This is a genomic window from Stenotrophomonas sp. MH181796 (assembly GCF_009659995.1).
Taxonomy (GTDB): Bacteria; Pseudomonadota; Gammaproteobacteria; order Xanthomonadales; family Xanthomonadaceae; genus Stenotrophomonas; species Stenotrophomonas riyadhensis.
Genome location: NZ_RAHU01000002.1, coordinates 458,635 through 480,987, shown reverse-complemented (window position 1 = coordinate 480,987; position 22,353 = coordinate 458,635). Strand labels below are relative to the sequence as shown.

The following is a 22,353-nucleotide window of genomic DNA, read 5'->3' as shown; positions in this document are numbered from 1 at the left end:
ACCGGACCTTCAAAAGGGGGAAGCTCTGGAGTGTCGGCAGCGGCAATGACATCGGCATGACGTGGCGGCGCACGAACGATGGCACTGTGGGGGCGGTCACGGCCTTCGGGTATGCTCGGCGCTTCAATGGAGCTGAGGTGGTGGCGATGCAGAAGCGGTCGAGGATCTGGCTGGGGGGCGCAGCACTGGTGCTGCTGGCAGGGTGCAACCGGACGCCGGCAGGCGAACAGGCGGCCGCACCGCCGCCACCGGCTGCAGGCGAGAGCGCCGCCGCGGCGGCAGCGCCGGCGGGTTCATTGGCAGCGGCCGATGGCACCGCACTCACCGACCGCGATGGCAAGCCGGTGCCGCTGGTGCCGTTCGACACCAGCAGCGTGCCGCTGAGCGATACCGCGCTGGGCGGACTGCCGTTCTTCAGCCTGCCGCAGGGCTACGCGCCGCAGAACGCCCCGCACCCGCGCGCCTGGGCGCGCTTCCCGTTCCGGATGGGCGAGGGTGTGCATTGGGTGGAAGGTCCGAGCTGGTCGGCACGCATCGTGACCGACAGTGAGGCGGCCCCCGACAAGGCGTTCTCCGCGCTGGAAGTGCAGCGCAACTTCGACGGTGTGATCACCGCCGCTGGCGGCCGGAAGGTCTTTGAAGGCAAGCTGCTGCGCGACATCTACTACGGCCGGCAACTGGAAGGCGAGATCGGTGGTGGCTTCATCGATGCGGTGAACGGTGAACAGGACGCACCCACCACCGTCTACGTGCTGCGCCAGGCCAACCGCACCGTGTGGGTGCAGCTGGCGGTGGACAGCAACGGCGCCGGTCTGGTGGTCGTGGATGAGGTTCCGTTCAAGGCCACCGCGCAGTGGTCGGACAGTTTCCCGCACCTGTCCCTGCCGGCCGGCTATCGTGAGCGCAACACGCCCGAGCAGCGTGATTTCGATGCCTTCCCGTTCTGGACCGGAGATCACTTCGAACCGGTCGAGGGCCGCACCTTCGCTGCCGATTTCGACAAGGGCGAGCGCGAATACTCGATGCATGAAGTACGCCGCAACCTTGAGGCGATGATGGCCCAGGTCAACGGCACCAAGGTGTTCGAGGGGCGCATCCCGCACGAGGCGGCCGAGGGCGTGTCGAAGCAGGTGCAGTCGTCCTACGGCAACGCGGCCAGCTACAGCTGGGATGACTACGACACCGTGGTCTATCGCGTCGATCTGGCTGATGGCCGCCAGGTGTGGGTGCATGCTCGCCTGGAATACCTCAGCGCAGGCTGGGTCGTGGTCGAGCGCAAAGGCTTCACCCAGACGGCGGCGCTGCTGCCGGCCGATGCGTTGAAGAAGAAGCTGGACAGCGACGGCCGCGTGGCGATCCAGGTCAACTTCGCCACCGACAAGGCGCAGATCCTGCCGACGTCCGAACCGCAACTGGCGCAGGTGCTGGACCTGCTGCGTGCCGACCCGTCGCTGAAACTGTCGATTGAAGGCCACACCGACAACAGTGGCGCGGCCGCGCACAACCGCAGCTTGTCCGAGGATCGGGCCCGGTCGGTGGTGGCGGCGTTGACCGCCAAGGGCATCGCCGCCGACCGCCTGCAGGCGGCCGGCTTCGGTGCCGACAGGCCGGTAGCCGACAATGGCAGCGAGGAAGGCAAAGCGCGCAATCGCCGGGTCGAGCTGGTCAAGCGCTGAACCACGCCCTCCTCAGTACCGCGCGTCCTTGGGTTTCGGGTCGCGCGGCCAGTCCTTGCTCTTGTTGGCGAAGTCCGGCCGCGGCTGGTTGATGAAGTAGCTGGCGATGTCCACCGCATCCTGGTCGGGCATCACCTGCTGGCCCAGTGGTGGCTCGCGGGTCACCGCCGGCGGCATGTTGTGCTTGACGAAACCGGCCGCCTTGTACAGGCGCGCCATGCCGGCGCCGATGTTGAAGCTGTGGTCGCCCCACAGTGGCGGGAAGGCGATATCACCGCTGGCATCGCGCCGGCCTTCGCCGTTGTCGCCATGGCAGGCGGCACACTGCACGGCGTACAGCGCCTGGCCACGGATCGGGTCCGGGGTCAGCGTGCTGTCGATGGGGCCCTCGCTGGGGGCGGCCACCTTTGCACCGTCTGGCACGGGACTGCTCAGCCACGCCATGTAGTCGAGCATCGCGCGCATCTGCGGTGAGTCCTTCGGTAGCGGCTTGCCGTTCATTGAGCGCTGCAGGCAGCCATTGATGCGCTCGGTCAGCCCGATCACCTTGCCCGGACGCGGCATGTAACGCGGATAGGCGCCGCCGCCGGTGTTGAAGTAGTGGTTGCCGAACGGTCGCTTGCCCTCGGCCATGTGGCACGAATTGCAGTTCAGATCGTTGCCGACGTTGTCCGGCAGCAGGCGCGCGGTCTCGTTGAGGATGCGGCGTCCAAGCATCACCGATTCTGCATTGCCCAGCCCGGCGATTTCTTCGGCGCTGGGCGCGTGGTAGTGCCCGACCACCTTGCCCTGCGCATCGAGGATATCGATCGTGCTGGCTACGGCAGCATCCAGGTCCGGGTACAGATGGCGATAGGCGAGGGTGCCGGCACCGGCCAGCAGCATGAGGGTGACCACGCTGCCGACCAGCAGGCGGGAGCGTTTGCGCGAACGTTTCATCGTGCGGCCTCCTGCGGAACGTAGTGCACCGGCTTGTCACGCACCACCCTGCGCATGCGCGCCACGTCGACCTCGCTCACCGCACTGGCCTGGTTGCCCCAGCTGCTGCGGATGAAGGTCAGGATCTGTGCCAGCTGCGCATTCGGCAGCTGCTCGAAGCCGGGCATGGTGAAGGCCATGCGGTCGTGCGGGGTATGCGGCGTGCGGCCGCCGATCAGGGTTACCTGTACCAGCGAGCTGGGATCATCGGCGAACACGATCGAGTTGCCGGCCAGGGCCGGATAGACGCGTGGCATGCCGCGGCCGTCGGCGCGATGGCAGGCCTGGCAGTGCTCGGCATAGGCCAGCGAGCCGGCCACGCGATAGTCGCCACTGCGCAGTGCGGCGGTGGTGGTGTCGGTACCCGGTGACCACTGTGCGTTGCGGCCCTCGCGTGCCGGCAGCTGTTTCAGGTAGCGGGCCATCGCCAGCAGGTCGGCGTCGGACAGGTACTGGGTGCTGTGCTCGACCACATCGGCCATGCCACCGAAGGCCGCGGAGCGATCGGTGCGTCCGGTGCGCAGGAAGTCGACGATCTCGCCCTCGCTCCAGCTGGCGAGGCCGGTCGACTCGTTGCGCAGGTTCTTCGCGTACCAGCCTTCGAGCACCGAGCCGGACAGGAACTGGCGGCTGCCATCATCGGCCATCGCCTTTTCCTGGAACGCCAGGCCACGTGGCGTGTGGCAGGCACCGCAGTGGGCCAGGCCTTCCACCAGTTCGGCGCCGCGCTGCTGGCCTGCATCCAACGACGGATCCGGGTTGAACGTGCGCGGGCGTGCGAACAGCAGCTGCCACCAGGCCAGTGGCCAGCGCATGTTGGCCGGCCATGGAATCGTACTGTCGGCGTTGTCCTGCTTCACCGGCTGCACCGAGCCCATGAAATAGGCGTACAGCGCCTTGATCTCGGCATCGCTGGCGATCACGTACGAGGCATACGGCATCGCCGGATACAGCGGCTGGCCATCGTGACGGATGCCGCGGCGCACCGCGCGCTCGAAGTCGGCGTAGTCGTAGGCACCAATGCCGGTGTCCGGATCGGGCGTGATGTTGGTCGAATAGATCGTGCCCATCGGCGTCTGCATGCCGAGGCCACCGGCGAACGGCTTGCCGCCGGGCGCGGTGTGGCAGGCGGCGCAGTCGGCGGCGCGCGACAGGTACTGCCCCTGCGCGATCAGTGCCGGGTCGTGGGTGTCGACCTGCGCCGTCTGTCGCGGTGCGAACCAGTAGGGCGTGGTGCGGGCGATGCCGTAGGCGGCGGCCAGCATGGCGGCCAGGGCAATGGCGAGCTTGAACGAGGTGCGCATGGCGGCACTGTGGGCAATGCCGCGCGCGCGTTCATTGATCCGGATCAATGACTGAACGGATACAGCTTGTACACCAAGCTGAATCGTTCCTGCGCTGTCATCAAGCCGTCATTCGCGCGCGATAGATGACCGGTCTATCGGGGCGTTAACGTCCCAGCCTGTCTGATTCACCCCTATGACGTGATATGAAGCGCCTGCTGCTGCTGTTGCTGGCGTGCGCCGGCCTGTGGTTGGCTGCATGCTCCTCCTCCATCAATGCCTCGTCCACCTCACTCGCCGATCGGCTGATCGCACCGGGTGGCGTATCGACCCTGCTCGATCGCCCGCGCATTGCCGCGGCCATCGCCGAACTGCCCAACCGCCATGGCTTCGCGCCGGGCCGCGATGGCGTGCCGATATTCTGGCGTGTGTTCGATCCCGGCGATTACGGCGCGCGTTACCACTACCTGCCGCAGCGCCATGAGAACGGCCTGCCGCTGGATACCGGCCTGAGCCTGGCGGTGCCGCAGCCGTTCCGCGCGCAGACGCCGCGCGGCACCGTAGTGCTGCTGCACGGCTGGATGATGAACGGTGATTCGATGCTGCCGTGGTCGCTGCAGCTGGCCGAGTCCGGCTACCGCGTGATCACCCTGGACCTGCGCAACCATGGCCAGTCCGGTGCCGGTCCGTCCGGATACGGCACCTACGAATCCGATGACGTGGTTGATGTGATCGGTGAGCTGCGTGCACGCGGTGAAGTGACCGGTCCGTTGTACCTGTTCGGTGTGTCCTACGGCGCGGCCACGGCGGTGTTCACCGCCGACAAGCTGGGCGACCAGGTGGAAGGCGTGGTGGCGATGGAATCGTTCGCCAATGCCGGTGTGGCGATCCGCACCATGATCCCGCACCTGATGGGACTGCAGCCGGAAGGCCTGAAGGCGCAGGCGGTGGCGTCGTACGCGCGCTGGCGCTACGGCGGCCAGGACATCAACCAGGTGATCGCCGCCGCCAGCCGCCGCATCGATGTTGACCTGGACCGCGTGGACGTGGCGCGCGCGCTGGCCGATACCCGCGCCTGCGTACTGCTGCTGCACGGGCAGGGCGACCAGCACATTCCGGTCAGCCAGGGCCGCGAACTGGCCCAGGCCAATCCGCGCGCGCACTACATCGAGATGCGCGGCGAGGACCACATCACCCTGCCGCTGCGACTGGACCTGCTGGCGGGCGTGGTCGATGACTGGATGGCGCGCGACGAGCACCATCCGCAGAGCGCGTGCCCGGCACCACAGCTGCCGGCCCAGGCCGAGTGGCTGGTGCACGACACCAACCTGCCGGTGAAGGCTCCAACGCGCGGTTGAACAAAAAGGGGACGGAGGGGATTAAGTCGTTTCCCGCACACCTGGGCCAGAAACGACTTAATCCCCTCCGTCCCCTTTTTCTGTCAGGGCAGGCGTCGTGCCAGTGAGCGCGCCGACGCGGCGACGCCCAGCAGCAACGCGGCCACGCACAGGAAGGCGAAGCCGAGGCTGGTGGCGTGTGCGAGTGCGCCGATCGCGGCCGGACCGGCCAGGATGCCGGCATACCCCAGCGTGGTGACCGCGGTGATGGCGATGCTCTCCGGCATCACCCGCTGTTGGCCCGCCATCGAGAACAGCGCCGGCACGATGTTGGCGCAGCCCAGCCCGACCAGTACGTAGCCGGCCAGCGCCACCGGGAACGATGGGACCAGCGTCGCCAGGGTGAATCCCGCAGCCGCGGTGATGCCGCCGAAGACCAGGGTGCGGGTCCGGCCGAGGCGCTCGACGATGCCGTCGCCGAACAGGCGCATCGCGGTCATCGCCAGGGTGAACAGTGCGAAGCCGGCACCGGCCTGGTCACGTGGCACCTGCCGCACTTCGGCGAGGAACACCGCGCTCCAGTCCAGCATCGAGCCCTCGGCGAGGAACACCACGAAGGCCAGCACGCCGATGAACAGCACCACGCCATGCGGCAGTGCCAGCAGGGGGCCTTCATGCAGGATCCGTTGTGGGCGCCAGTGCGGTGCCGACAGCACTGCCACCAGCAGCAGTGCCGCCACCGACACCAGCGCGGCCAGCCAGAGTGGAGTGCCGAGGATCAGCAGGCCCGTCATGCAACCGGCACCGACGAAACCACCGATGCTGTAGAAGGCGTGGAAGCCGGACATCATCGCGCGCCCGGCGTCGCGTTCGACCGCCACCGCCTGCATGTTCACCGTGCAGTCCATCGCACCCACGCCGGCACCGAACACGAACAGGGCAGCACCCAGCGCGAAAGGCGAGGGGGCAAGCGCCAGCAGTGGCAGTGCCAGCAGCACCATCGCGCAGGTGGCCACCAGCAGCCGGCGGCACCCCAGCCGCCCGGTCAGCGCACCCGCCAGCGGCATCGCCAGCAACGAGCCCAGGCCGAGGCACAGCAGTACCGCGCCGAGGCTGGCATCGGACAACCCCGCCTTGGCTTTGGCATAGGGCACCATCGGCGCCCACGCGGCGGTGGCGAATCCGGGAATGAAGAAGGCAGCACGGGTGGCGTGCTGCTGGGCACGTGGGGATGAAGGCGTCATGCGCGGTGCGAAGCTCCAAGGATCACTCATGGAAACGTTTTCAGGCCGAATCGGCAAGTGCCATGCGTGACATCGGGTGACGCATACGAATGCAGTGACCCGATCGCGTCACTGGCGATTAACGCCGCCCACGGACAGTGGCTGCACGGTCGGCATCCCGCCGGCCGCTGCCGGAGATCTGTACATGAGCACGACACCGACCATCCTCCTCGTCCATGGATTCTGGGGCGGGGCCGCACACTGGGCCAAGGTGATCCTGGAACTGCATCGCAATGGCCACGATCGTGTGCAGGCGGTGGAGCTGCCGCTCACGTCGTTGGCTGATGATGCAGGACGCACCCGGAAAATGATCCGGCAGATCGGCGGGCCGGTGCTGCTGGTCGGTCACTCCTATGGCGGCGCGGTGATCAGCCAGGCTGGCAACGAGGACAACGTGAAGGGCCTGGTCTACATCGCCGCTTTCGCGCCTGATGCCGGCGAGAGCCCTGGTGGCATTACCCAGCAGCACCTGCCGGAGGCGGCGCCGAACCTGGCACCGGACAGCGATGGCTACCTGTGGCTGCGTGCGGACAAGTTCCATGAGAGCTTCTGCCAGGATCTGAGCGAAGACGAGGGCCGGGTGATGGCGGTGACCCAGAAGGCACCGCTGGCCAGCACCTTCGGTGATGCGGTGAGCGACCCGGCGTGGAAGCACAGGCCGAGCTGGTACCAGCTGTCCCGCCACGACCGCATGATCGCGCCGGAGAACCAGAGGGCCATGGCCACGCGCATGCAGCCCAAACGACTGCTGGAGCTGGATGCCAGCCATGCCTCGCTGGCCTCGCAGCCGAAGGACGTGACCGCGCTGATCCTGGAGGCCTGCGCCGCCATCGGCGGCTGAGCCTGCGGCAGCGCGCCGCACCACAGCACATCGCACGACAGCCGGGGCGCAGGGGAGTACACTCCTGCGCCTGCGGCCATCCGGCCGCGTCCCCGTCTTCCCTCCAGCCGCCGCCAGAGGATCCCACCCGATCGTGGAGGTCCCGTCGTGCTGTCTGTGCCTGATGCCCGTATTCCGTCCCCCTTGCCGCGTCGCCGTGCGTTGCCGCAGGCGCTTGCCCAGGGCCTGCTGATCACTGCACTGGCCAGCAGCGGCATCGCAGCCGCGCAGTCCGCCACCGAGCCGGACAAGGCTGCCGAGGCCCCGGCATCGCAGACCCTGCAGACCGTGCAGGTCACCGCCAATCTGCTCGGCACCATCACCGAGGGCAGCGGCGCGTACACGCCCGGCACCATCGCCACCGCCACCCGCCTGGTGCTGACGCCACGGCAGACCCCACAGACCATCAGCGTCATTACCCGCGCTCAGATGGACGACTTTGGCCTGAACGGCATTGATGACGTGATGCGGGTGACCCCGGGCATCAGCATCGTCACCTACGACAGCGAGCGCACCGAGTACTACGCACGTGGATTCGCCGTGCAGAACTTCCAGTACGACGGCATCCCGATGTCGCGTGACTCGGCCTATTCGGCGGGTAACACGCTCAGCGATACCGCGATCTATGACCGCATCGAAGTGCTCAAGGGCGCGACCGGCCTGCTGACCGGCATGGGCGATCCGGGCGCGACCATCAACCTGGTGCGCAAGAAGCCGGGCAAGGACTTCGCCGGCAGTGCGACGCTGGGTGTCGGCCGCTGGGATGACTATCGTGCCGAGATCGATGTGGGTGGCCCGTTGACCGCCGATGGGCGTGTGCGCGGACGCGCGGTCGGTGCGTGGCAGGACAAGCATTCCAATCTCGACTTCTACCAGCGCACCAGCAAGGTGGGCTACGCGGTGCTGGAAGCCGATCTGGGCGAACGCACCCTGCTGACCGTGGGTGGCGATGCGATGGACAGCGACCCGAAGGGCTCGACCTGGGGTGGCATCCCGCTGCTGGACAGCCAGGGCAACTTCAACGACATGCCGCGTTCGTTCAACAACGGCACCCATTGGAGTGGCTGGCGCCAGTACGTGCGAACCGGTTTCGCCACACTGGAACATACGTTCAGCAATGACTGGATTGCCAAGCTGCAGCTCAACCATCAGGTCAACGGCTACGACGCGGCGCTGGCGGGGGCGGCCGGTGGCAATCCCGATCCGATCACTGGTGAAGGGGTTTCGTTGTGGCTGGGCAAGTACGTTGGCAAGACCGTCAGCAACGCGGCCGACTTCTACCTGAGCGGTCATGTCGGCCTGTTCGGCCGCGAGCATGAGTTGGTGGTCGGTGGCAGTGCCTCGCGCAAGCGCTGGACCAATACCGGCTACTCGCCGCAGCCGGGCTACCCGACAGAAGTACCCGACTACCGCGCATGGCAGGGCGACATTCCCGAGCCGGAGTGGCAGCGCAGCTACAGCAACAACGAAGTGACGCGTGAGAACGGCCTGTACGTGGTCGGCCGTTTCGACGTGGCCGATCCACTGAAGGTGATCGTGGGCAGCCGCCTGGCCAGCTACCGCTCGCCGGACACGCGCGAGACCGGCGTGTTCGTGCCGTATGCCGGTGTGGTCTACGACCTCGGTGAGCACTATTCGGTGTACGCCAGCTACAGCACCATCTTCAAACCGCATAGCGAACGCGACGAGCAGGGCAAGGCACTGGATCCGCTGGAAGGCCGCAGCTACGAGATGGGCCTGAAGGCCGAGTTCCTCGATGGGCGCTTCAACGCCAGTGCGGCGCTGTTCCAGCTCGACCAGGACAACTTTGCCCAGCCCACCGGCGGCAAGACACCGGACGGTCAGGATGCCTATCGCGCGCTGATGGGCGTGCGTACCAAGGGCTACGAGCTGGAAATGTCTGGCCAGCTGGCGGAAGGCTGGCAGGTGCAGGGTGGGTTCTCGCACAAGATCGCCCGCCAGGCCGGTGCCAAGGTCACCACGCTGGAACCGGAAAACCAGTTCAGCCTGCACACCAGCTATCGCCTGCGTGGCGACTGGAAAGGCCTGACGCTGGGCGGTGGTGCGCGCTGGCAGGATTCCACTTTCGGCGAGATCACCAACCCGGCCACGCAGGCCAAGGTGGTGCATCGGACCCAACCCTACTGGCTGCTCGATGCAATGGCGCGCTATGAATTCAACGATCGCCTGTCGGCCACGCTCAACGTCAACAACCTGCTGGACAAGCGGTACTACACGATCTTCAGCTGGTACAGCACCTATACCTGGGGTGAGCCGCGCAACGTGCGGTTGAGCTTGAATTACAGGTTCTGACGCGGCTCTACACATACGCCCGCGATGCTTTTCGGCATCGCGGGCGTTGTCGTTACAGCGGCAGGTCGAACACCAGCACTTCGGCGTCGTTGCCGTTTTCCAGGGTCAGCTGCGCTTCGTCGCTGACCTGCAGCGCATCACCGGCTTCCAGAGTGATGCCATTGACCTGCAGCTGGCCACGCGCCACCTGCACATAGGCGCCACGGCCGTTGCCGAGGGCGTGGTGCAGCTTCTGGCCGCCATCGAGGATGGTGGCGAAGATGCGGGCATCCTGGTGGATGCGCAGCGAACCGTCGGCACCGTCCGGCGAGGCGATCAGGCGCAGCTGGCCGCGCTTGGTTTCCGGGGCGAAGTGGGTCTCCTCGTAGGACGGCGTGATGTTCTCCGCGTCCGGGAAGATCCAGATCTGCAGGAAGTGCACGGTCTCGTCGGCCGAGTGGTTGAATTCACTATGGCTGACACCGCTGCCGGCGCTCATGCGCTGCACGTCGCCGTAGCGCAGCACCGAGCCGGTGCCCATCGAGTCCTTGTGCTCCAGCGCGCCGCCCAGCACATAGGAAACGATCTCCATGTTGCTGTGGCTGTGGGTGCCGAAGCCCTGGCCGCCGATCACCTTGTCTTCGTTGATCACCCGCAGCGGTCCGAAGCTGACGTAGCGGGGGTCGTAGTAGTTGGCGAAGGAGAAGGTATGGCGCGAGGACAGCCAGCCATGCTCGGCCAGGCCACGGGTAGCGCTCTTGCGGATCTGCAGCATGATGGAATCTCCTTGTTCGATGGTTTCGATGGGGCGGGGTGGGCCGGTAGCCGCTGTTTTTCCCCGTTGGAGAGAAGTATCCGCTTGCGCCCGGGGTTTGAAAAACGGATAGTTTTGACAGTCATCATCGAAAAATTCGAATGCTCAAGCTCAGCCTCGATGCCCTGCAGATCCTGGACGCCATCGACCGCCGCGGCTCGTTCGCCGGTGCCGGCAAGGCCCTGCACAAGGTGCCTTCGACCATCTCCTACACCGTGGCCAAGCTGGAGGAGGACCTGGGCGTACAGCTGTTCGACCGGGTCGGCCCGCGCGCCGAGCCGACCGAGGCTGGCCGCGCGCTGCTGGACGAAGGACGGCACCTGCTGCGCGCGGCCCGGGAGCTGGAACTGCGGGTGCGCCGGGTGGCGTCGGGCTGGGAGACCGAACTGACCCTGGCGGTGGACTCGGTGTTCCCGACCTGGCTGCTCGGCCCGGACATCGCCGCGTTTCGTGAGGCCGAGGCACCGACCCGGCTGCGGTTGATCGGCGAAGCCCTGTCCGGTACCTGGGAGGCCTTGCTGGACCGCCGTGCCGACCTGCTGGTCGGTGCGCCGGGCGAGGGTCCCAGCGGCGGCGGTTACGTGGTCGAGCCGCTGGGCACGGTGGAGTTCGTGTTCGCGGTCGCCCCCGACCATCCGTTGGCTGCAGTGCCGGGTGTGCTCGGTCGCGAGCAGCTGGTCGAACACTGCGCGATCGCGGTCTCCGATTCGGCGCGACGGCTGCTGCCGCGCACGGTCGGCCTGTTGATGGGGCAGGAGATGCTGACGGTGCCGGACATGGCCAGCAAGCTGAAGCTGCAGTGCGAAGGCGTGGGCTTCGGTTTCCTGCCCGAGCCGTGCGCGCGCGCGGCGGTGGCGCGTGGCCAGCTGGTGATCCGTGAGGTGGAGGAGCACAAGCCGGAAGAGACCTTCTGGCTGGCCTGGCGCACCGGCGAGGATGGTGCCGCACTGCGCTGGTGGCGAGAGCGCCTGCGCAGGCCGGAGCTGCTGTCGCAGTGGTGGCAGGCAATGGCCAAAGGGTAGGGGTTTGGCAGGGCTGCGCCCTGCACCCGCTACGATCCAGAACAACAGCAACAGCAACAGCAACAGCAGAAGCTGGTTTCCTGTGGGATGGCGGGGTGGGTCCGGTTGCGGGGGCCGCTGCAAGTACGTCCATGTAAGCTCGGTCGCCGCATCCATGCGGCTCGCGCCCCCGCAACCGGACCCACCCCGCCTTCGACAGTTTTCCGCGATCTGTCGGAACGGCATGGACCGCTGTTGGTAGGTGTCGACCTTGGTCGACACAGTAGATCCACGCCATGCGTGGATGCTTTTCGATCAATTGTCGAAATATTCGATTCCGATGGAGTCATCCACGCATGGCGTGGATCTACCAGATCGCGGAAATCTGTCAGAGGTGGGGCGGCATGGGCAGGCAGGACCGTTGGCGGCATGGATGCCGCCATCGAGCCCCCATGGATGGGTTTACGGCGTGTCCTGCCTGTCCATGCCGCCCCGCCAACCCACGGAATGCCAACTTTTGCTGTTGCTGTTGCCGTTGCCTTGGCTTGAAGCATCTGCAGGTGCAGGGCGCAGCCCTGCCGAAAAACACACATAAAAAAACAGCAGGCCGAGGCCTGCTGTTTCGGTGTAATGGTGCGCCCGGAGAGATTCGAACTCCCGACCGCCTGGTTCGTAGCCAGGTACTCTATCCAACTGAGCTACGGGCGCCAATTACATAAACTTGTTGTGCTGACTGTGTATGGTGCGCCCGGAGAGATTCGAACTCCCGACCGCCTGGTTCGTAGCCAGGTACTCTATCCAACTGAGCTACGGGCGCGCGGTACACAATCAACTTACTGCTTAATTTTACTGCATTTCCAGCGGCGGATGCTGAAAACCTGTCGAGTGGTGCGCCCGGAGAGATTCGAACTCCCGACCGCCTGGTTCGTAGCCAGGTACTCTATCCAACTGAGCTACGGGCGCCCTGCGACAGGAGCGGAATTATGCGGATGTCGGCGCGTACCGTCAACAGTTTTGTGAAAATTTTCATCCAACTGAATGAAAAAGCTGTCAGCCACGGCGTTCGGGGCCTTCAGCCAAGCGAAGTGGTCGGCGCGCGTGCCCAGTTCCTGCGCGGACAGCACGCGCAGCTGCGCGGTCACATTCGGCAGTTTCGCCAGCAACGTCTGCATCGAACCGATCGGTGCCAGCCAGTCCTGTTCCATCAGCACCGCCTGCGCGCTGCCATGCACGCGCGCCATCTGCGCATCGAGGTCTTCGTCCATGCCGGCCGCGGCGTAGTGGTTGTTCAGGCCCACGCGCGCCCAGTCGGCGATCAGTCCGCGTGCTTCGGTGCCACCGAAGCCGAGGCGGCGACCATGCAGCACGCCCTGGCGCTGCGCGATCCACGGCAGGAAGCGGTAGACCAGCGGCAGCAGCCAGCCGCGCGGTGGTGGGAAGCCACGCCAGAACGGTGAGCCGCTGGCCGCCAGCCACAGCCGGTTGAAGTGCTGCGGGTTGCGGCCGGCATGCACGCAGGCCAGCTGCCCACCGAGGCTGTGTCCACCGATGATCCAGGGCAGGGCGTCGGCTTCGTCATCCGCTGCGGCCAGGACGGCCTGGCTGGCTGGCAGATCCTGCTCGAGTACTTCGCGATAGCCCCAGTCCTGCGTGCGCGACGGGCGCAGCGAGCTGCTGCCGTTGCCGCGCCACTCATGCAGGTACACCGCCACGCCCTTCGCAGCCAGCGCCTGCACCAGCGGCAGGTAGTGGCGCGCGGCCACGCCCAGCGCCGGCAGCCACAGCAGGCGCGCGATGGGCCGTGCGGGCACGCAGGCGATCACTTCGTAGCGATGGCCATCAGTGCACTGCACGGCAACGACGTCCGGTGCGAGACTCATGCGTGCGGTGCCGCGCCGAAGTGATCGAGTACCAGCACCTCGCTGCGGCCAGGCGCGTAGCCCTGCTGCAGGCCGCGCGCAACGTAGTCGATGCCGGCTTCGCAGGCATTGGCCAGGCTCAGGCCGTTGCACAGCTGCGCGGCGATGGCCGAGGCCAGCGTGCAGCCTGTGCCATGTGCGTCCAGCGGCAGGCGGGCGTGAATGAATTCTTCGCTGCTGACGCCGTCGAAGTAGCGATCGATCACGCGGTTGCCTTCCTGCAGGTGGCCGCCTTTCAGCAGCACCGCACCGGCACCGAGATCGAGCAGGGCGGAGGCAGCCTGTTCGGCGTCATCGCCGTTGCCGATCTTCCGGCCGATCAGGAGTTCTGCTTCCGGGGTATTGGGCGTAACCAGCGTCGCCAACGGCAGCAGGCGTTCGCGCATGGCCTTGAGCGCATTCTCCTCCAGCAGGCGGGCGCCGCTGGTGGCGACCATCACCGGGTCCAGCACCACGTGCGGCGGGCGATGCTTTTCCAGGGCGTCGGCGACCGCATGGATCACCTCGGCGTTGGCCAGCATGCCGAGTTTCACGGCATGGATGTCGAAGTCATCGAAGCAGGCTTCGATCTGCGCCTGCAGGAATGCGATTGGTGGCACGTGCACGGCGGTGACACCACGGGTGTTCTGTGCGGTCAGTGCAGCGAACACGGCCAGGCCATGCACGCGGTGCGCGGCGAAGGCCTTGAGATCGGCGGGGACGCCGGCGCCACCGCCGGAGTCGGATCCGGCGATGGTGAGGGCGGAAACGGGAGTGGTCGGGCTCATCCGGCGATTGTGCCGTGGTCACCGCAAAGACGGTAGCGTCGATGCGGGAGATGGGGTCAGATCCCTTTTCCGCAGGAAAAGGGATCTGACCCCTGGAGTGCGGCCCTCAATGCCGCCAGCGCGCCCACTGCTGGTACAGCACATAACCCAGCCCGGTCAGGCCGGTCAGCAGGGCGGGGGCGAGCAGGGCGTCGTATTGCCAGCGCATGAACAACCAGGCGCCGATGATGCCGCCGCCGAGGAAGCCGCTGATGATCAGGCCGCTGAGGGTCAGCCGCCGTACCTGCAGCGGCAGTCCGCGCAGCAGGTGGCCCAGGCCGATGCCGAGGTCGGTGAACATGCCGCTGAGGTGGGTGGTGCGCACCACCGCGCCACTGAAGGTGGTGGCCATCGCGTTCTGCAGGCCGCAGGCCATGGCGGCGGCCAGTGCGCCCCAGATCTGATGCTGCTCGAACAGAGGAATGGCCACCAGCAGCAGTGCCGATTCCAGCGCCAGCGCGACACCGTAGCGCCGGCCCAGCTGCAATGCGCTGTCCTGGATCAGCAGGCCGCTGAGCATCGCGCCCAGCGAAAACGCGATCAGCAATCCCCACAGGTGGCCGACTGCGCGCCAGTCGCCCTGGGCCAGCGCCATGCCGAGCTGGCTGGTGCTGCCGGTCATGTGGCTGACCGCCTGGTGCTCGAAACCGAGGAAGCCGACCACGTTGACCATGCCGGCCACGCACGAGAGCGCGACCGCGCCGATCCAGACCCAGGTGGGCAGGCGTATTCCCATCGGCGGGGCCCCTCAGGGCCCGCCGAAGCCGCCGTTGAACTGCAGCTCGCGGAAGGTGTTGCTGGCCGGGTCGAATACCGCGCCCCAGAACTGCGTGCCGCCGTCACAGACGCGGATCGCTTCCCGTGCCGGGTTGATGCCGCTGTCGTCGGGCAGATGGAAGGCGTTGATGTAGATCAGACGCTTGCCGGCGCTTTCGATGCCGACGTACTGGCGGTCGAAGTCCAGCACCTTCGGTACCTGTGATTCCAGCGACGACAGCTGCGCTTCCAGCTGGTCGATCTGCTGCCGGCTGGGTGCCCAGTAGCCGCTGACCCGCCCGGCCTCGCGGCCGGGACTGGGGCGCGAGCAGGTGTCGAGCACCTGCGCGGCGATGATCGGGCGGGTGACCACCCAGGACTGGCCGGTACGCTCGGCGGTCGGCACGCTGGCCGGGCCGCGCGTCGTGGTGCAGGCACCCAGGGCGGCTGCGAGGGCGATCGCAGCCGTGGGCAGCAGCAGGCGGGTGCAGCGGTTCACAACACCTCCGAAGCGTAATCGGCCAGGCGCGAGCGTTCGCCTCGGCGCAGGGTGATGTGCGCACTATGCGGCCAGTTCTTGAAGCGATCCACCGCGTAGGTCAGGCCCGAGGTGGTCTCGGTCAGGTACGGGGTGTCGATCTGCTCGACGTTGCCCAGGCAGACGATCTTGGTACCGGGGCCGGCACGGGTGATCAGCGTCTTCATCTGCTTGGGGGTGAGGTTCTGCGCCTCGTCCAGGATCAGGTAGCGCGACAGGAAGGTGCGGCCGCGCATGAAGTTCATCGAGCGGATCTTGATGCGGCTGGCCAGCAGGTCGTTGGTCGCCTGGCGCCCCCAGGTGCCGCCTTCCTGGTTGTGCGTGAGCACTTCCAGGTTGTCGGTCAGTGCGCCCATCCATGGCGTCATCTTCTCTTCCTCGGTGCCGGGCAGGAAGCCGATGTCCTCGCCGACGCTGACCGTGGCGCGGGTCATGATGATCTCGCGGTAGCGCTGCTGGTCCATCGTCTGCGCCAGGCCGGCGGCCAGCGCCAGCAGGGTCTTGCCGGTGCCGGCGGTACCCAGCAGCGTCACGAAGTCGATCTCCGGATCCATCAGTGCGTTGAGCGCGAAGTTCTGCTCGCGGTTGCGTGCGCTGATGCCCCACACGGCGTGGCTGCCGTGGCGGAAATCATCGACCAGCGACAGCACCACCTTGCCGTCGCCGACCACGCGGCTGACGCGCAGCTCGACTTCATCTTCGCCAGGCAGGTAGACGTACTGGTTCGGGTACCACTCCTCGCCATCCTGCGCCAGGATTTCGTAATGCGTGCGGCCCTTGTCGCTCCAGCTGCGCAGGTCATCGCCGTGGCGCTTCCAGAAGTCTTCCGGCAGCTCGGTGGCGCCGGTGTAGAGCAGGCTGAAATCGTCCAGCGCACGGTCGTTCTCGTAGTCCTCGGACACGATGCCGGCGATCGCGGCCTTGATCCGCAGGTTGATGTCCTTGGAAACGAACACCACCGGCAGGTCCGGGGTTTCTTCCTTCAGCGCCAGGATCGCGCCGAGGATGGCGTTGTCCGGGATGACCTTGCCGAAGCTCTTGCCGGCGTCGAAATGGCTGGTCTGGAAGCGCAGCTTGCCGGCGCTCTGCTTGCCGCGCAGCTGCAGGCCATTGGGACGCTGCAGCGGAATGCCGTCGGCCAGGTTGTCCAGGCCGGATTCCTGCACCAGCTCGTTGAGGAAGCGGCTCACCTGGCGGGCGTTGCGGCTCGCTTCGGAGGTGCCCTTCTTGCCGTTGTCCAGCTCCTCGATCACCTGCATGGGCAGGTAGACGTCGTGCTCCTCGAATTTGAACAGCGCGGTGGGATCGTGCATCAGCACGTTGGTATCCAGCACGTAGATGCGCTTGCCTCGGGTCATCGTCGATTCCTGGTTACGGACAGGGAAAAACCACCACGGCCTGCCGCGGGGCAGGGTGATGGCAGACACAGTAGGCAGTGGGACTCACTTGGACTGGGAGGCCTTCAGTTCGGCGAGAACGGCATCGGCATGGCCGGCAACCTTGACCTTGCGCCAGGACTGCACGATGCGGCTGTCGGGGGAAATCAGGAAGGTGCTGCGTTCGATGCCACGTACCTGCTTGCCGTACATGTTCTTCATCCTGATCACGTCGAAGGCGCTGCACAGCGCTTCGTCGCCATCGCTGACCAGCGGGAAGTTGAAGCCCTGCTTGGCGCAGAAGTTGTCGTGCGACTTCACCGAGTCGCGCGAGACACCGAGTACCACCGCGCCTGCCTTCTTGAATTTCGGCAGCAGTGCGTTGAAGTCGATGCCTTCGGTGGTGCAGCCGGGGGTGCTGTCCTTGGGATAGAAGTACAGCACCAGCCAGTGGCCGGCGTAGTCGCCGAGGGTGGCCTGTTCGCCACCGGACAGCGCCAGCGGCAGGGAGAGGGTGGTGCTGTCCAGGGTATCGCCGTTGTTCATGAGGTCCTTCTGTCGAGCCTGGGTTCTTTCTACGACAATTGCATGAAACGCCACGCGCCCGTGAGAGGCGCGCGAAGAATCAGAATTTCATCGGGTCCATGATCGCGTCCAGGTTCAGGTGGTCGCAGAATTCAAGGAAGTCGTCGCGCAGTGCGGCGATGTGCATGTTGGCCGGGACGCCAATGGTGACCTGCGCGCTGAACATCTCCGCACCGGTCTGCATGGCGCGGTAGCGCGTGCTCTGCAGGTTCTCGATGGTGATGCCCTGGCGGTCGAAGAAATCGGCCAGCTGGAACAGGATGCCGGGTTTGTCGGCGGCGATCACTTCGACGATGTACGGCAGCAGGTTGGACTGCGCCTGCTTGGCGGCGGTGCGGTACCAGACCAGTTTCAGGCCCTCTTCGCGCTCCAGCCGGGTCAGCATCGCTTCCAGCTTGGCTACCGAGTCCCAGGAGCCGGTGGCCAGGGCGGTGACCGAGACATCGCGGCCGACCGTGGCCAGGCGTGCGTCCACCAGATTGCAGCCGCTGTCGGCAATGCGGCGGGTGACGGACAGCAGAGGGGACTCCGGATGCGTCGTGTAGGCGTTGATCAGGAGGTGGTTTTCGCTCGGCGCGGGGCGCGGGGTGGTGTCGGTCAAGGCGATTCCGGGTAATGCATGCGTTAGTCTGAATGCCCGCCTGAGGCGGGGATCCACCGGTGTCCAGCATACTTGCCCGTGCTTTCGCGCCGCAAGTAACATTCAGGTCGCCCCCGGCCTTTCGTGGCGGGCGTTTTCCCTTCCCAGCCAAGAGCAGCACGTCCTTGTCCCTTTCCGGCCTCATCACCGCGCTGGCGACCCCGTTCCGGGCCGACGGTGCCCTCGATCCCGACGGTTGGCAGCGCCTGCTGCATCTGCAACTGGAAGGTGGCGTCCATGGCGTTGTCGTAGCCGGCTCGACCGGTGAAGCAGCGACCCTCACCGATGCCGAGTACGACCTGCTGCTGGCCAGCGCGGTCGAGCGCATCGGCGGCCGCATCCCGGTCATGGCCGGTACCGGCCTGTCGGGCACCGCCAAGACCATCGAACAGACCCGCCGTGCCGCCGCGCTTGGCGCCAGCCACGCGCTGGTGGTCACCCCGCCGTACGTGCGGCCGACCCAGGCTGGCCTGATCGCGCACTACCGCGCAGTTGCCGACCAGGGCGGGCTGCCGGTCGTGCTGTACAACGTGCCCGGCCGTACCGGGTGCGACATGCAGCCGGAGACCGTGGCCGAGCTGGCCAGCCATCCCAACATCGTCGGCATCAAGGAAGCGGTGGGTGACACCGGCCGGGTGCAGGCGCTGCTGGCATTGCGCAGCCCGAAGTTCGCGGTGCTCAGTGGCGATGACGGCACGGCCGCGCGCTCGATCCGGGCCGGTATCGATGGCCTGATCTCGGTCGGCTCCAACGTGCTGCCCGGCGCCTACCGCCGGATGTGCGAGCTGGCTGCCGCCCACGATCACGAAGCCACCGAGTCCTGGGATGCGCGCCTGCATCCGTTCCATGATTTCTGCGGCGTTGAGCCGAACCCGATTCCGGTCAAGGCGCTGCTGCGTCGCATCGGCATCGGTCACGACCTGCGTCTGCCGCTGCTGCCGCTGTCGGCGGCGCACCATCCGGCGGCCGACCATCTTGCCGGCGACATCGCCGCCCTCGAAGCCCTTTCCAGCCACTGACCTTCCGTCTTGGTCTGACCCAGGAGATTCACATGCGTCAATCCGTTTCCACCGTCCGCGTGCTGTCCTACGCGCTGCTTGCCGTGGCCGTCGCCGCCGGCACCACCGGCTGCTTCAAGCGTGGCGTCAAGGGCGACTACGCCCTGGCCCCGGAAATGCGTCCGCTGGAAGTGCCGCCGGACCTGAACCTGCCGGCCACCACCGGTGACAACAAGGTGCCGGCGCTGGTCTCGGCAACCAAGCCGGCCGCGCCTGCGGCTGCGGCTCCGGCCGTGGGCAACACCGGTTTCACCATTGCCGGCGGCAAGGATGAAGCCTTCGCCAAGGTCGGTACCGCACTGGAAGGCGTGGCGGGTGTGACCATCGCCAGCCGCGCGCAGCTGCTCGGCTCGTACGATGTGGCCTACGAAGGCAGCAACTTCCTGGTTCGCGTGGTTGCCGTCGATGCCGGCGCCTACATCTCCGCGGTCGACCCGCGTGGCCTGCCGGCCACCGCCGAAGCACCGGTGAAGCTGATCGCCGCGCTGAAGGCAAAGCTGGCCCAGTAAGGGCTGCCTCTGGTAGAGGCCGACCTTGGTCGGCGCTTCTGTGCCAACCAAGGTTGGCACCTACCGGATCTTGCTGTTGGCACCTACCGGATCTTGCAGTTGGCACCTGCCGGATCGCGCGGTTGGTATCTGCCGAGCAACGAAAAAGGGCGCCATGGGCGCCCTTTTTCGTTGCCGCAGCAGGCGCTTCTCAGCGCTCCAGCAGCTTCAGCTTGTCCGGCTTGCCGTCCCATTCGCCGGCATCGGCGGGCGGGTCCTTGCGCACGGTCAGCACCGGCCACTCCTTCGCCAGCTCGGCGTTGAGGGCAACGAAGCCTTCCTGGCCGGCGGGGACGTCGTCCTCGGGGAAAATCGCGTTGACCGGGCACTCCGGCTCGCAGAGGGTGCAGTCGATGCACTCATCCGGGTCGATCACCAGGAAGTTCGGGCCTTCGTGGAAGCAATCCACGGGGCACACTTCCACGCAATCGGTGTGTTTGCACTTGATGCAGTTTTCGGTGACGACAAAGGGCATGGGCTGGGGGTGGATCGATTCCTGAACCCGACAATTCTAGAACAGGTTGGCCCCCGGTGTCGGCGCGGGGCCGAAAACGGGCGTCTGGCAGGCGCGGCCGTGGCGGATATTGGCGGCATGGCGCGGCCTGTGCGACGCTGCGGGAGCACAGGCTACCCTGGCAGCCGAAACCCCTTCCCAGCAGGATTGCCCATGCCCCAAGCCCAGTCCGGCGCCGCCTCCCACGGCGGCGAGAACACTGCGTTCATTGTCCTGATCAGTTGCGTGGCCACCCTCGGCGGTTTCCTGTTCGGCTTCGACAGTGGTGTCATCAATGGCACGGTCGATGGCCTGCGCCAGGCCTTCAACTCCAGCGAGGCCGCGCTGGGCTTCGAGGTGGCTTCGATGCTGCTGGGCTGCGCGATCGGTGCCTTCCTGGCGGGCTGGCTGGGCGACCGCCTGGGGCGTCGCGGTGTACTGATCGTCTCGGCGCTGATGTTCCTGGTTTCGGCGCTGGGCGCCGGTGCCGCCCATGCTTCCTGGCTGTTCATCGCCGCCCGCGTGCTCGGCGGCTTCGCCGTAGGCGCGGCCAGCGTGATGTCACCGGCCTACATCGCCGAGGTGGCCTCGGCGCGCTATCGCGGTCGCCTGGCCACGGTGCAGCAGATGGCGATCATCTGTGGCCTGTTCGCGGCCTTTCTCAGCAACTACCTGCTGGCCCGCGCCGCCGGCGCCTCGACCGAGCCGTTGTGGCTGGGCCATGAGGCCTGGCGCTGGATGTTCTGGATGCAGGCGCTGCCGTCGGGGCTGTTCCTGCTGTTGTTGCTGGTGATTCCGGAGAGTCCGCGCTTCCTGGTGCTGAGGGGGCGGCAGGCGCAGGCGAGGGCGGTGCTGGCCCGGCTGTATGGCGAGGACGCCGCAACGGCCAAGCAGGCCGAGATCGAGGCGAGCCTGGCCCAGGACCAGCACAAGCCGCGCTTCAGCGACCTGCGCAGCAAGGCCACCGGCAGACTGCGCCCGATCCTCTGGGTAGGCATTGGCCTGGCCATGTTCCAGCAGCTGGTCGGCATCAACGTGGTGTTCTATTACGGCGCAGTGCTGTGGCAGGCGGTGGGCTTCTCGGAAAGCGACGCGCTGCTGATCAACGTGCTGTCCGGCGCGCTGAGCATCGGCGCCTGCCTGCTGACGGTGCTGCTGATCGACCGCATCGGGCGCAAGCCGCTGCTGTGGATCGGCTCGGTTGGCATGTCGGTGGCGCTGGTGCTGATGGTGGTGGCGTTTGCCAGCGGCAGCCTGGCCGATGGTCGCCTGCAGCTGTCCGATGGCATGGGCCGGCTGGCGCTGGTCGCCGCCAATGTCTACGTGGTGTTCTTCAACATGTCCTGGGGCCCGGTGATGTGGGTGATGCTGGGCGAGATGTTCCCGAACCAGATCCGCGGCCCGGCGTTGGCCGTTGCCGGCGCGGCGCAGTGGACCTCGAACTTCGCGATCACCGTGACCTTCCCGATGCTGCTGGCCGGCATCGGCCTGGCCGGGGCCTACGGCATCTACGCTGTCGTTGCGATCCTCTCGATCTTCTTCGTGGTCCGCTGCGTGCGCGAGACCAAGGGCAAGGAGCTGGAGCAGATGGAAGGCTGACGCTGCCTGGCTTCGGTTGCATCCTGTTGGCGCCTGGTTGTCCCGAGTTTGAGGGGGCAGGCCGCCCTCTCCAGGACACGCAAAAGCCCATCCATGGTGCTCGATGGCGCCTTGCTCGCGTGCGCTGTCCTGCGCACTCGGCAAGACCAGGGTTGGGCTCCTTGCCCAACCCGTCGGGCGCATGCGCCCAACCCATGGCGCCAACGGTCCTGGAGAGGGCGGCCTGCCCCCTCCTGACAGTTTCATGGTGCGTGCGGACGCGGCGAAGCGCTGGTCGGTTGTTGCCGGGGGTCGCGGGAAACCGTCCAGAGCCGGTGGGGTCACCCAGGGCGGGACCGTTGGCGCCATGGATGGCGCCATCGAGCCCCCATGGATGGGTTCACGGCGTGTCCTGCCCTGGGTGACCCCACCGGCTCAAGCCGATTGCAGGGAGGCGCCGATGCGACCAACTCGACCGCAGTCACTGCAATCCCGGAAAACAGAAAAGCCCG

General features: G+C 66.6%; 20 protein-coding genes and 3 tRNA genes. 8 read left to right on the top strand and 15 right to left on the bottom strand.

Translation table 11 applies throughout. The features are described 5' to 3' along the window. Positions 1 to 146: 146 nt before the first annotated feature. Positions 147 to 1,676: an OmpA family protein gene (locus D5301_RS06160; protein ID WP_110714297.1), complete on the top strand. Its 1,530-nt coding sequence runs from the start codon at positions 147 to 149 to the stop codon at positions 1,674 to 1,676. A gap of 12 nt (positions 1,677 to 1,688) precedes the next feature. Here the strand turns inward: D5301_RS06160 and D5301_RS06155 are convergent, their stop codons facing one another. Together D5301_RS06155 and D5301_RS06150 are read right to left on the bottom strand one after the other, a co-directional pair. Continuing rightward, on the bottom strand, positions 1,689 to 2,615 hold the full coding sequence (locus tag D5301_RS06155; RefSeq protein WP_153855145.1) for a c-type cytochrome: 927 nt from the start codon (positions 2,613 to 2,615) through the stop codon (positions 1,689 to 1,691). Further along, complete coding sequence (locus D5301_RS06150) at positions 2,612 to 3,958, bottom strand: cytochrome c (RefSeq protein ID WP_153855144.1); 1,347 nt, start codon at positions 3,956 to 3,958, stop codon at positions 2,612 to 2,614. Before D5301_RS06150 ends, D5301_RS06155 begins: the two co-directional genes overlap by 4 nt. Before the next feature lie 185 nt (positions 3,959 to 4,143). On the opposite strand from D5301_RS06150, the gene D5301_RS06145 reads away from it, so the two are divergent. Next, a complete protein-coding gene (locus tag D5301_RS06145) occupies positions 4,144 to 5,295 on the top strand; it encodes an alpha/beta fold hydrolase (RefSeq protein ID WP_110711901.1) in 1,152 nt (383 codons plus the stop codon). A gap of 83 nt (positions 5,296 to 5,378) precedes the next feature. Here D5301_RS06145 and D5301_RS06140 read toward each other — a convergent pair whose 3' ends face one another. After that, positions 5,379 to 6,518, bottom strand: a complete 1,140-nt coding sequence (locus tag D5301_RS06140; protein ID WP_110711902.1) for an MFS transporter — start codon at positions 6,516 to 6,518, stop codon at positions 5,379 to 5,381. Between the two features lie 184 nt (positions 6,519 to 6,702). Between D5301_RS06140 and D5301_RS06135 the strand changes: the two genes are divergently transcribed. After that, positions 6,703 to 7,398, top strand: coding sequence for an alpha/beta hydrolase (locus D5301_RS06135; protein ID WP_153855143.1), 696 nt, complete (start codon positions 6,703 to 6,705; stop codon positions 7,396 to 7,398). 147 nt (positions 7,399 to 7,545) lie between these two features. Further along, positions 7,546 to 9,750 (top strand): TonB-dependent siderophore receptor, encoded by a 2,205-nt coding sequence (locus D5301_RS06130; RefSeq protein ID WP_324187277.1) that lies wholly within the window; start codon positions 7,546 to 7,548, stop codon positions 9,748 to 9,750. Positions 9,751 to 9,802: 52 nt separating this feature from the next. On the opposite strand, the gene D5301_RS06125 is transcribed toward D5301_RS06130, so the two are convergent. Further along, positions 9,803 to 10,504 carry a pirin family protein gene (locus D5301_RS06125; protein WP_012510689.1) on the bottom strand — a complete coding sequence of 234 codons (702 nt, stop codon included), beginning with the start codon at positions 10,502 to 10,504 and terminating at the stop codon, positions 9,803 to 9,805. A 140-nt stretch (positions 10,505 to 10,644) separates the two neighbouring features. On the opposite strand from D5301_RS06125, the gene D5301_RS06120 reads away from it, so the two are divergent. Further along, entirely contained in the window at positions 10,645 to 11,565 is a 921-nt protein-coding gene (locus D5301_RS06120) for a LysR family transcriptional regulator (protein ID WP_153855142.1), read from the top strand. Between the two features lie 610 nt (positions 11,566 to 12,175). Here D5301_RS06120 and D5301_RS06115 read toward each other — a convergent pair. The 10 genes from D5301_RS06115 to D5301_RS06070 form a co-directional block, all read right to left on the bottom strand. Next, a tRNA-Arg gene (locus D5301_RS06115) sits at positions 12,176 to 12,252 on the bottom strand. 32 nt (positions 12,253 to 12,284) lie between these two features. Next, positions 12,285 to 12,361 (bottom strand) — tRNA-Arg (locus D5301_RS06110). 69 nt (positions 12,362 to 12,430) lie between these two features. Further along, a tRNA-Arg gene (locus D5301_RS06105) sits at positions 12,431 to 12,507 on the bottom strand. Next, positions 12,498 to 13,424: an alpha/beta fold hydrolase gene (locus D5301_RS06100; RefSeq protein ID WP_153855141.1), complete on the bottom strand. Its 927-nt coding sequence runs from the start codon at positions 13,422 to 13,424 to the stop codon at positions 12,498 to 12,500. Before D5301_RS06100 ends, D5301_RS06105 begins: the two co-directional genes overlap by 10 nt. Next, positions 13,421 to 14,230 carry a bifunctional hydroxymethylpyrimidine kinase/phosphomethylpyrimidine kinase gene (thiD, locus tag D5301_RS06095; protein WP_110711906.1) on the bottom strand — a complete coding sequence of 270 codons (810 nt, stop codon included), beginning with the start codon at positions 14,228 to 14,230 and terminating at the stop codon, positions 13,421 to 13,423. The genes D5301_RS06100 and thiD overlap by 4 nt, the downstream gene beginning before the upstream one ends. 106 nt (positions 14,231 to 14,336) lie before the next feature. Further along, positions 14,337 to 15,005, bottom strand: coding sequence for a YoaK family protein (locus D5301_RS06090; RefSeq protein ID WP_153855140.1), 669 nt, complete (start codon positions 15,003 to 15,005; stop codon positions 14,337 to 14,339). Between the two features lie 12 nt (positions 15,006 to 15,017). Then, the gene (locus D5301_RS06085) at positions 15,018 to 15,524 is read right to left on the bottom strand and encodes a hypothetical protein (protein ID WP_324187276.1); all 507 of its coding nucleotides are present in this window, start codon (positions 15,522 to 15,524) and stop codon (positions 15,018 to 15,020) included. Beyond that, complete coding sequence (locus D5301_RS06080) at positions 15,521 to 16,921, bottom strand: PhoH family protein (protein WP_010484287.1); 1,401 nt, start codon at positions 16,919 to 16,921, stop codon at positions 15,521 to 15,523. Before D5301_RS06080 ends, D5301_RS06085 begins: the two co-directional genes overlap by 4 nt. A gap of 84 nt (positions 16,922 to 17,005) precedes the next feature. After that, on the bottom strand, positions 17,006 to 17,485 hold the full coding sequence (locus tag D5301_RS06075; protein WP_049434212.1) for a peroxiredoxin: 480 nt from the start codon (positions 17,483 to 17,485) through the stop codon (positions 17,006 to 17,008). Positions 17,486 to 17,564: 79 nt separating this feature from the next. Then, complete coding sequence (locus D5301_RS06070; RefSeq protein WP_005409051.1) at positions 17,565 to 18,125, bottom strand: glycine cleavage system protein R; 561 nt, start codon at positions 18,123 to 18,125, stop codon at positions 17,565 to 17,567. Between the two features lie 164 nt (positions 18,126 to 18,289). Between D5301_RS06070 and dapA the strand changes: the two genes are divergently transcribed. Next, the gene (gene dapA, locus D5301_RS06065) at positions 18,290 to 19,183 is read left to right on the top strand and encodes a 4-hydroxy-tetrahydrodipicolinate synthase (protein ID WP_110711908.1); all 894 of its coding nucleotides are present in this window, start codon (positions 18,290 to 18,292) and stop codon (positions 19,181 to 19,183) included. A 32-nt stretch (positions 19,184 to 19,215) separates the two neighbouring features. Next, positions 19,216 to 19,731, top strand: coding sequence for a hypothetical protein (locus tag D5301_RS06060; RefSeq protein WP_110711909.1), 516 nt, complete (start codon positions 19,216 to 19,218; stop codon positions 19,729 to 19,731). 190 nt (positions 19,732 to 19,921) lie between these two features. On the opposite strand, the gene fdxA is transcribed toward D5301_RS06060, so the two are convergent. Beyond that, a complete protein-coding gene (gene fdxA / locus D5301_RS06055) occupies positions 19,922 to 20,245 on the bottom strand; it encodes a ferredoxin FdxA (RefSeq protein WP_005409054.1) in 324 nt (107 codons plus the stop codon). A 192-nt stretch (positions 20,246 to 20,437) separates the two neighbouring features. Between fdxA and D5301_RS06050 the strand changes: the two genes are divergently transcribed. After that, positions 20,438 to 21,862: a sugar porter family MFS transporter gene (locus tag D5301_RS06050; protein WP_153855139.1), complete on the top strand. Its 1,425-nt coding sequence runs from the start codon at positions 20,438 to 20,440 to the stop codon at positions 21,860 to 21,862. Positions 21,863 to 22,353 lie beyond the last annotated feature (491 nt).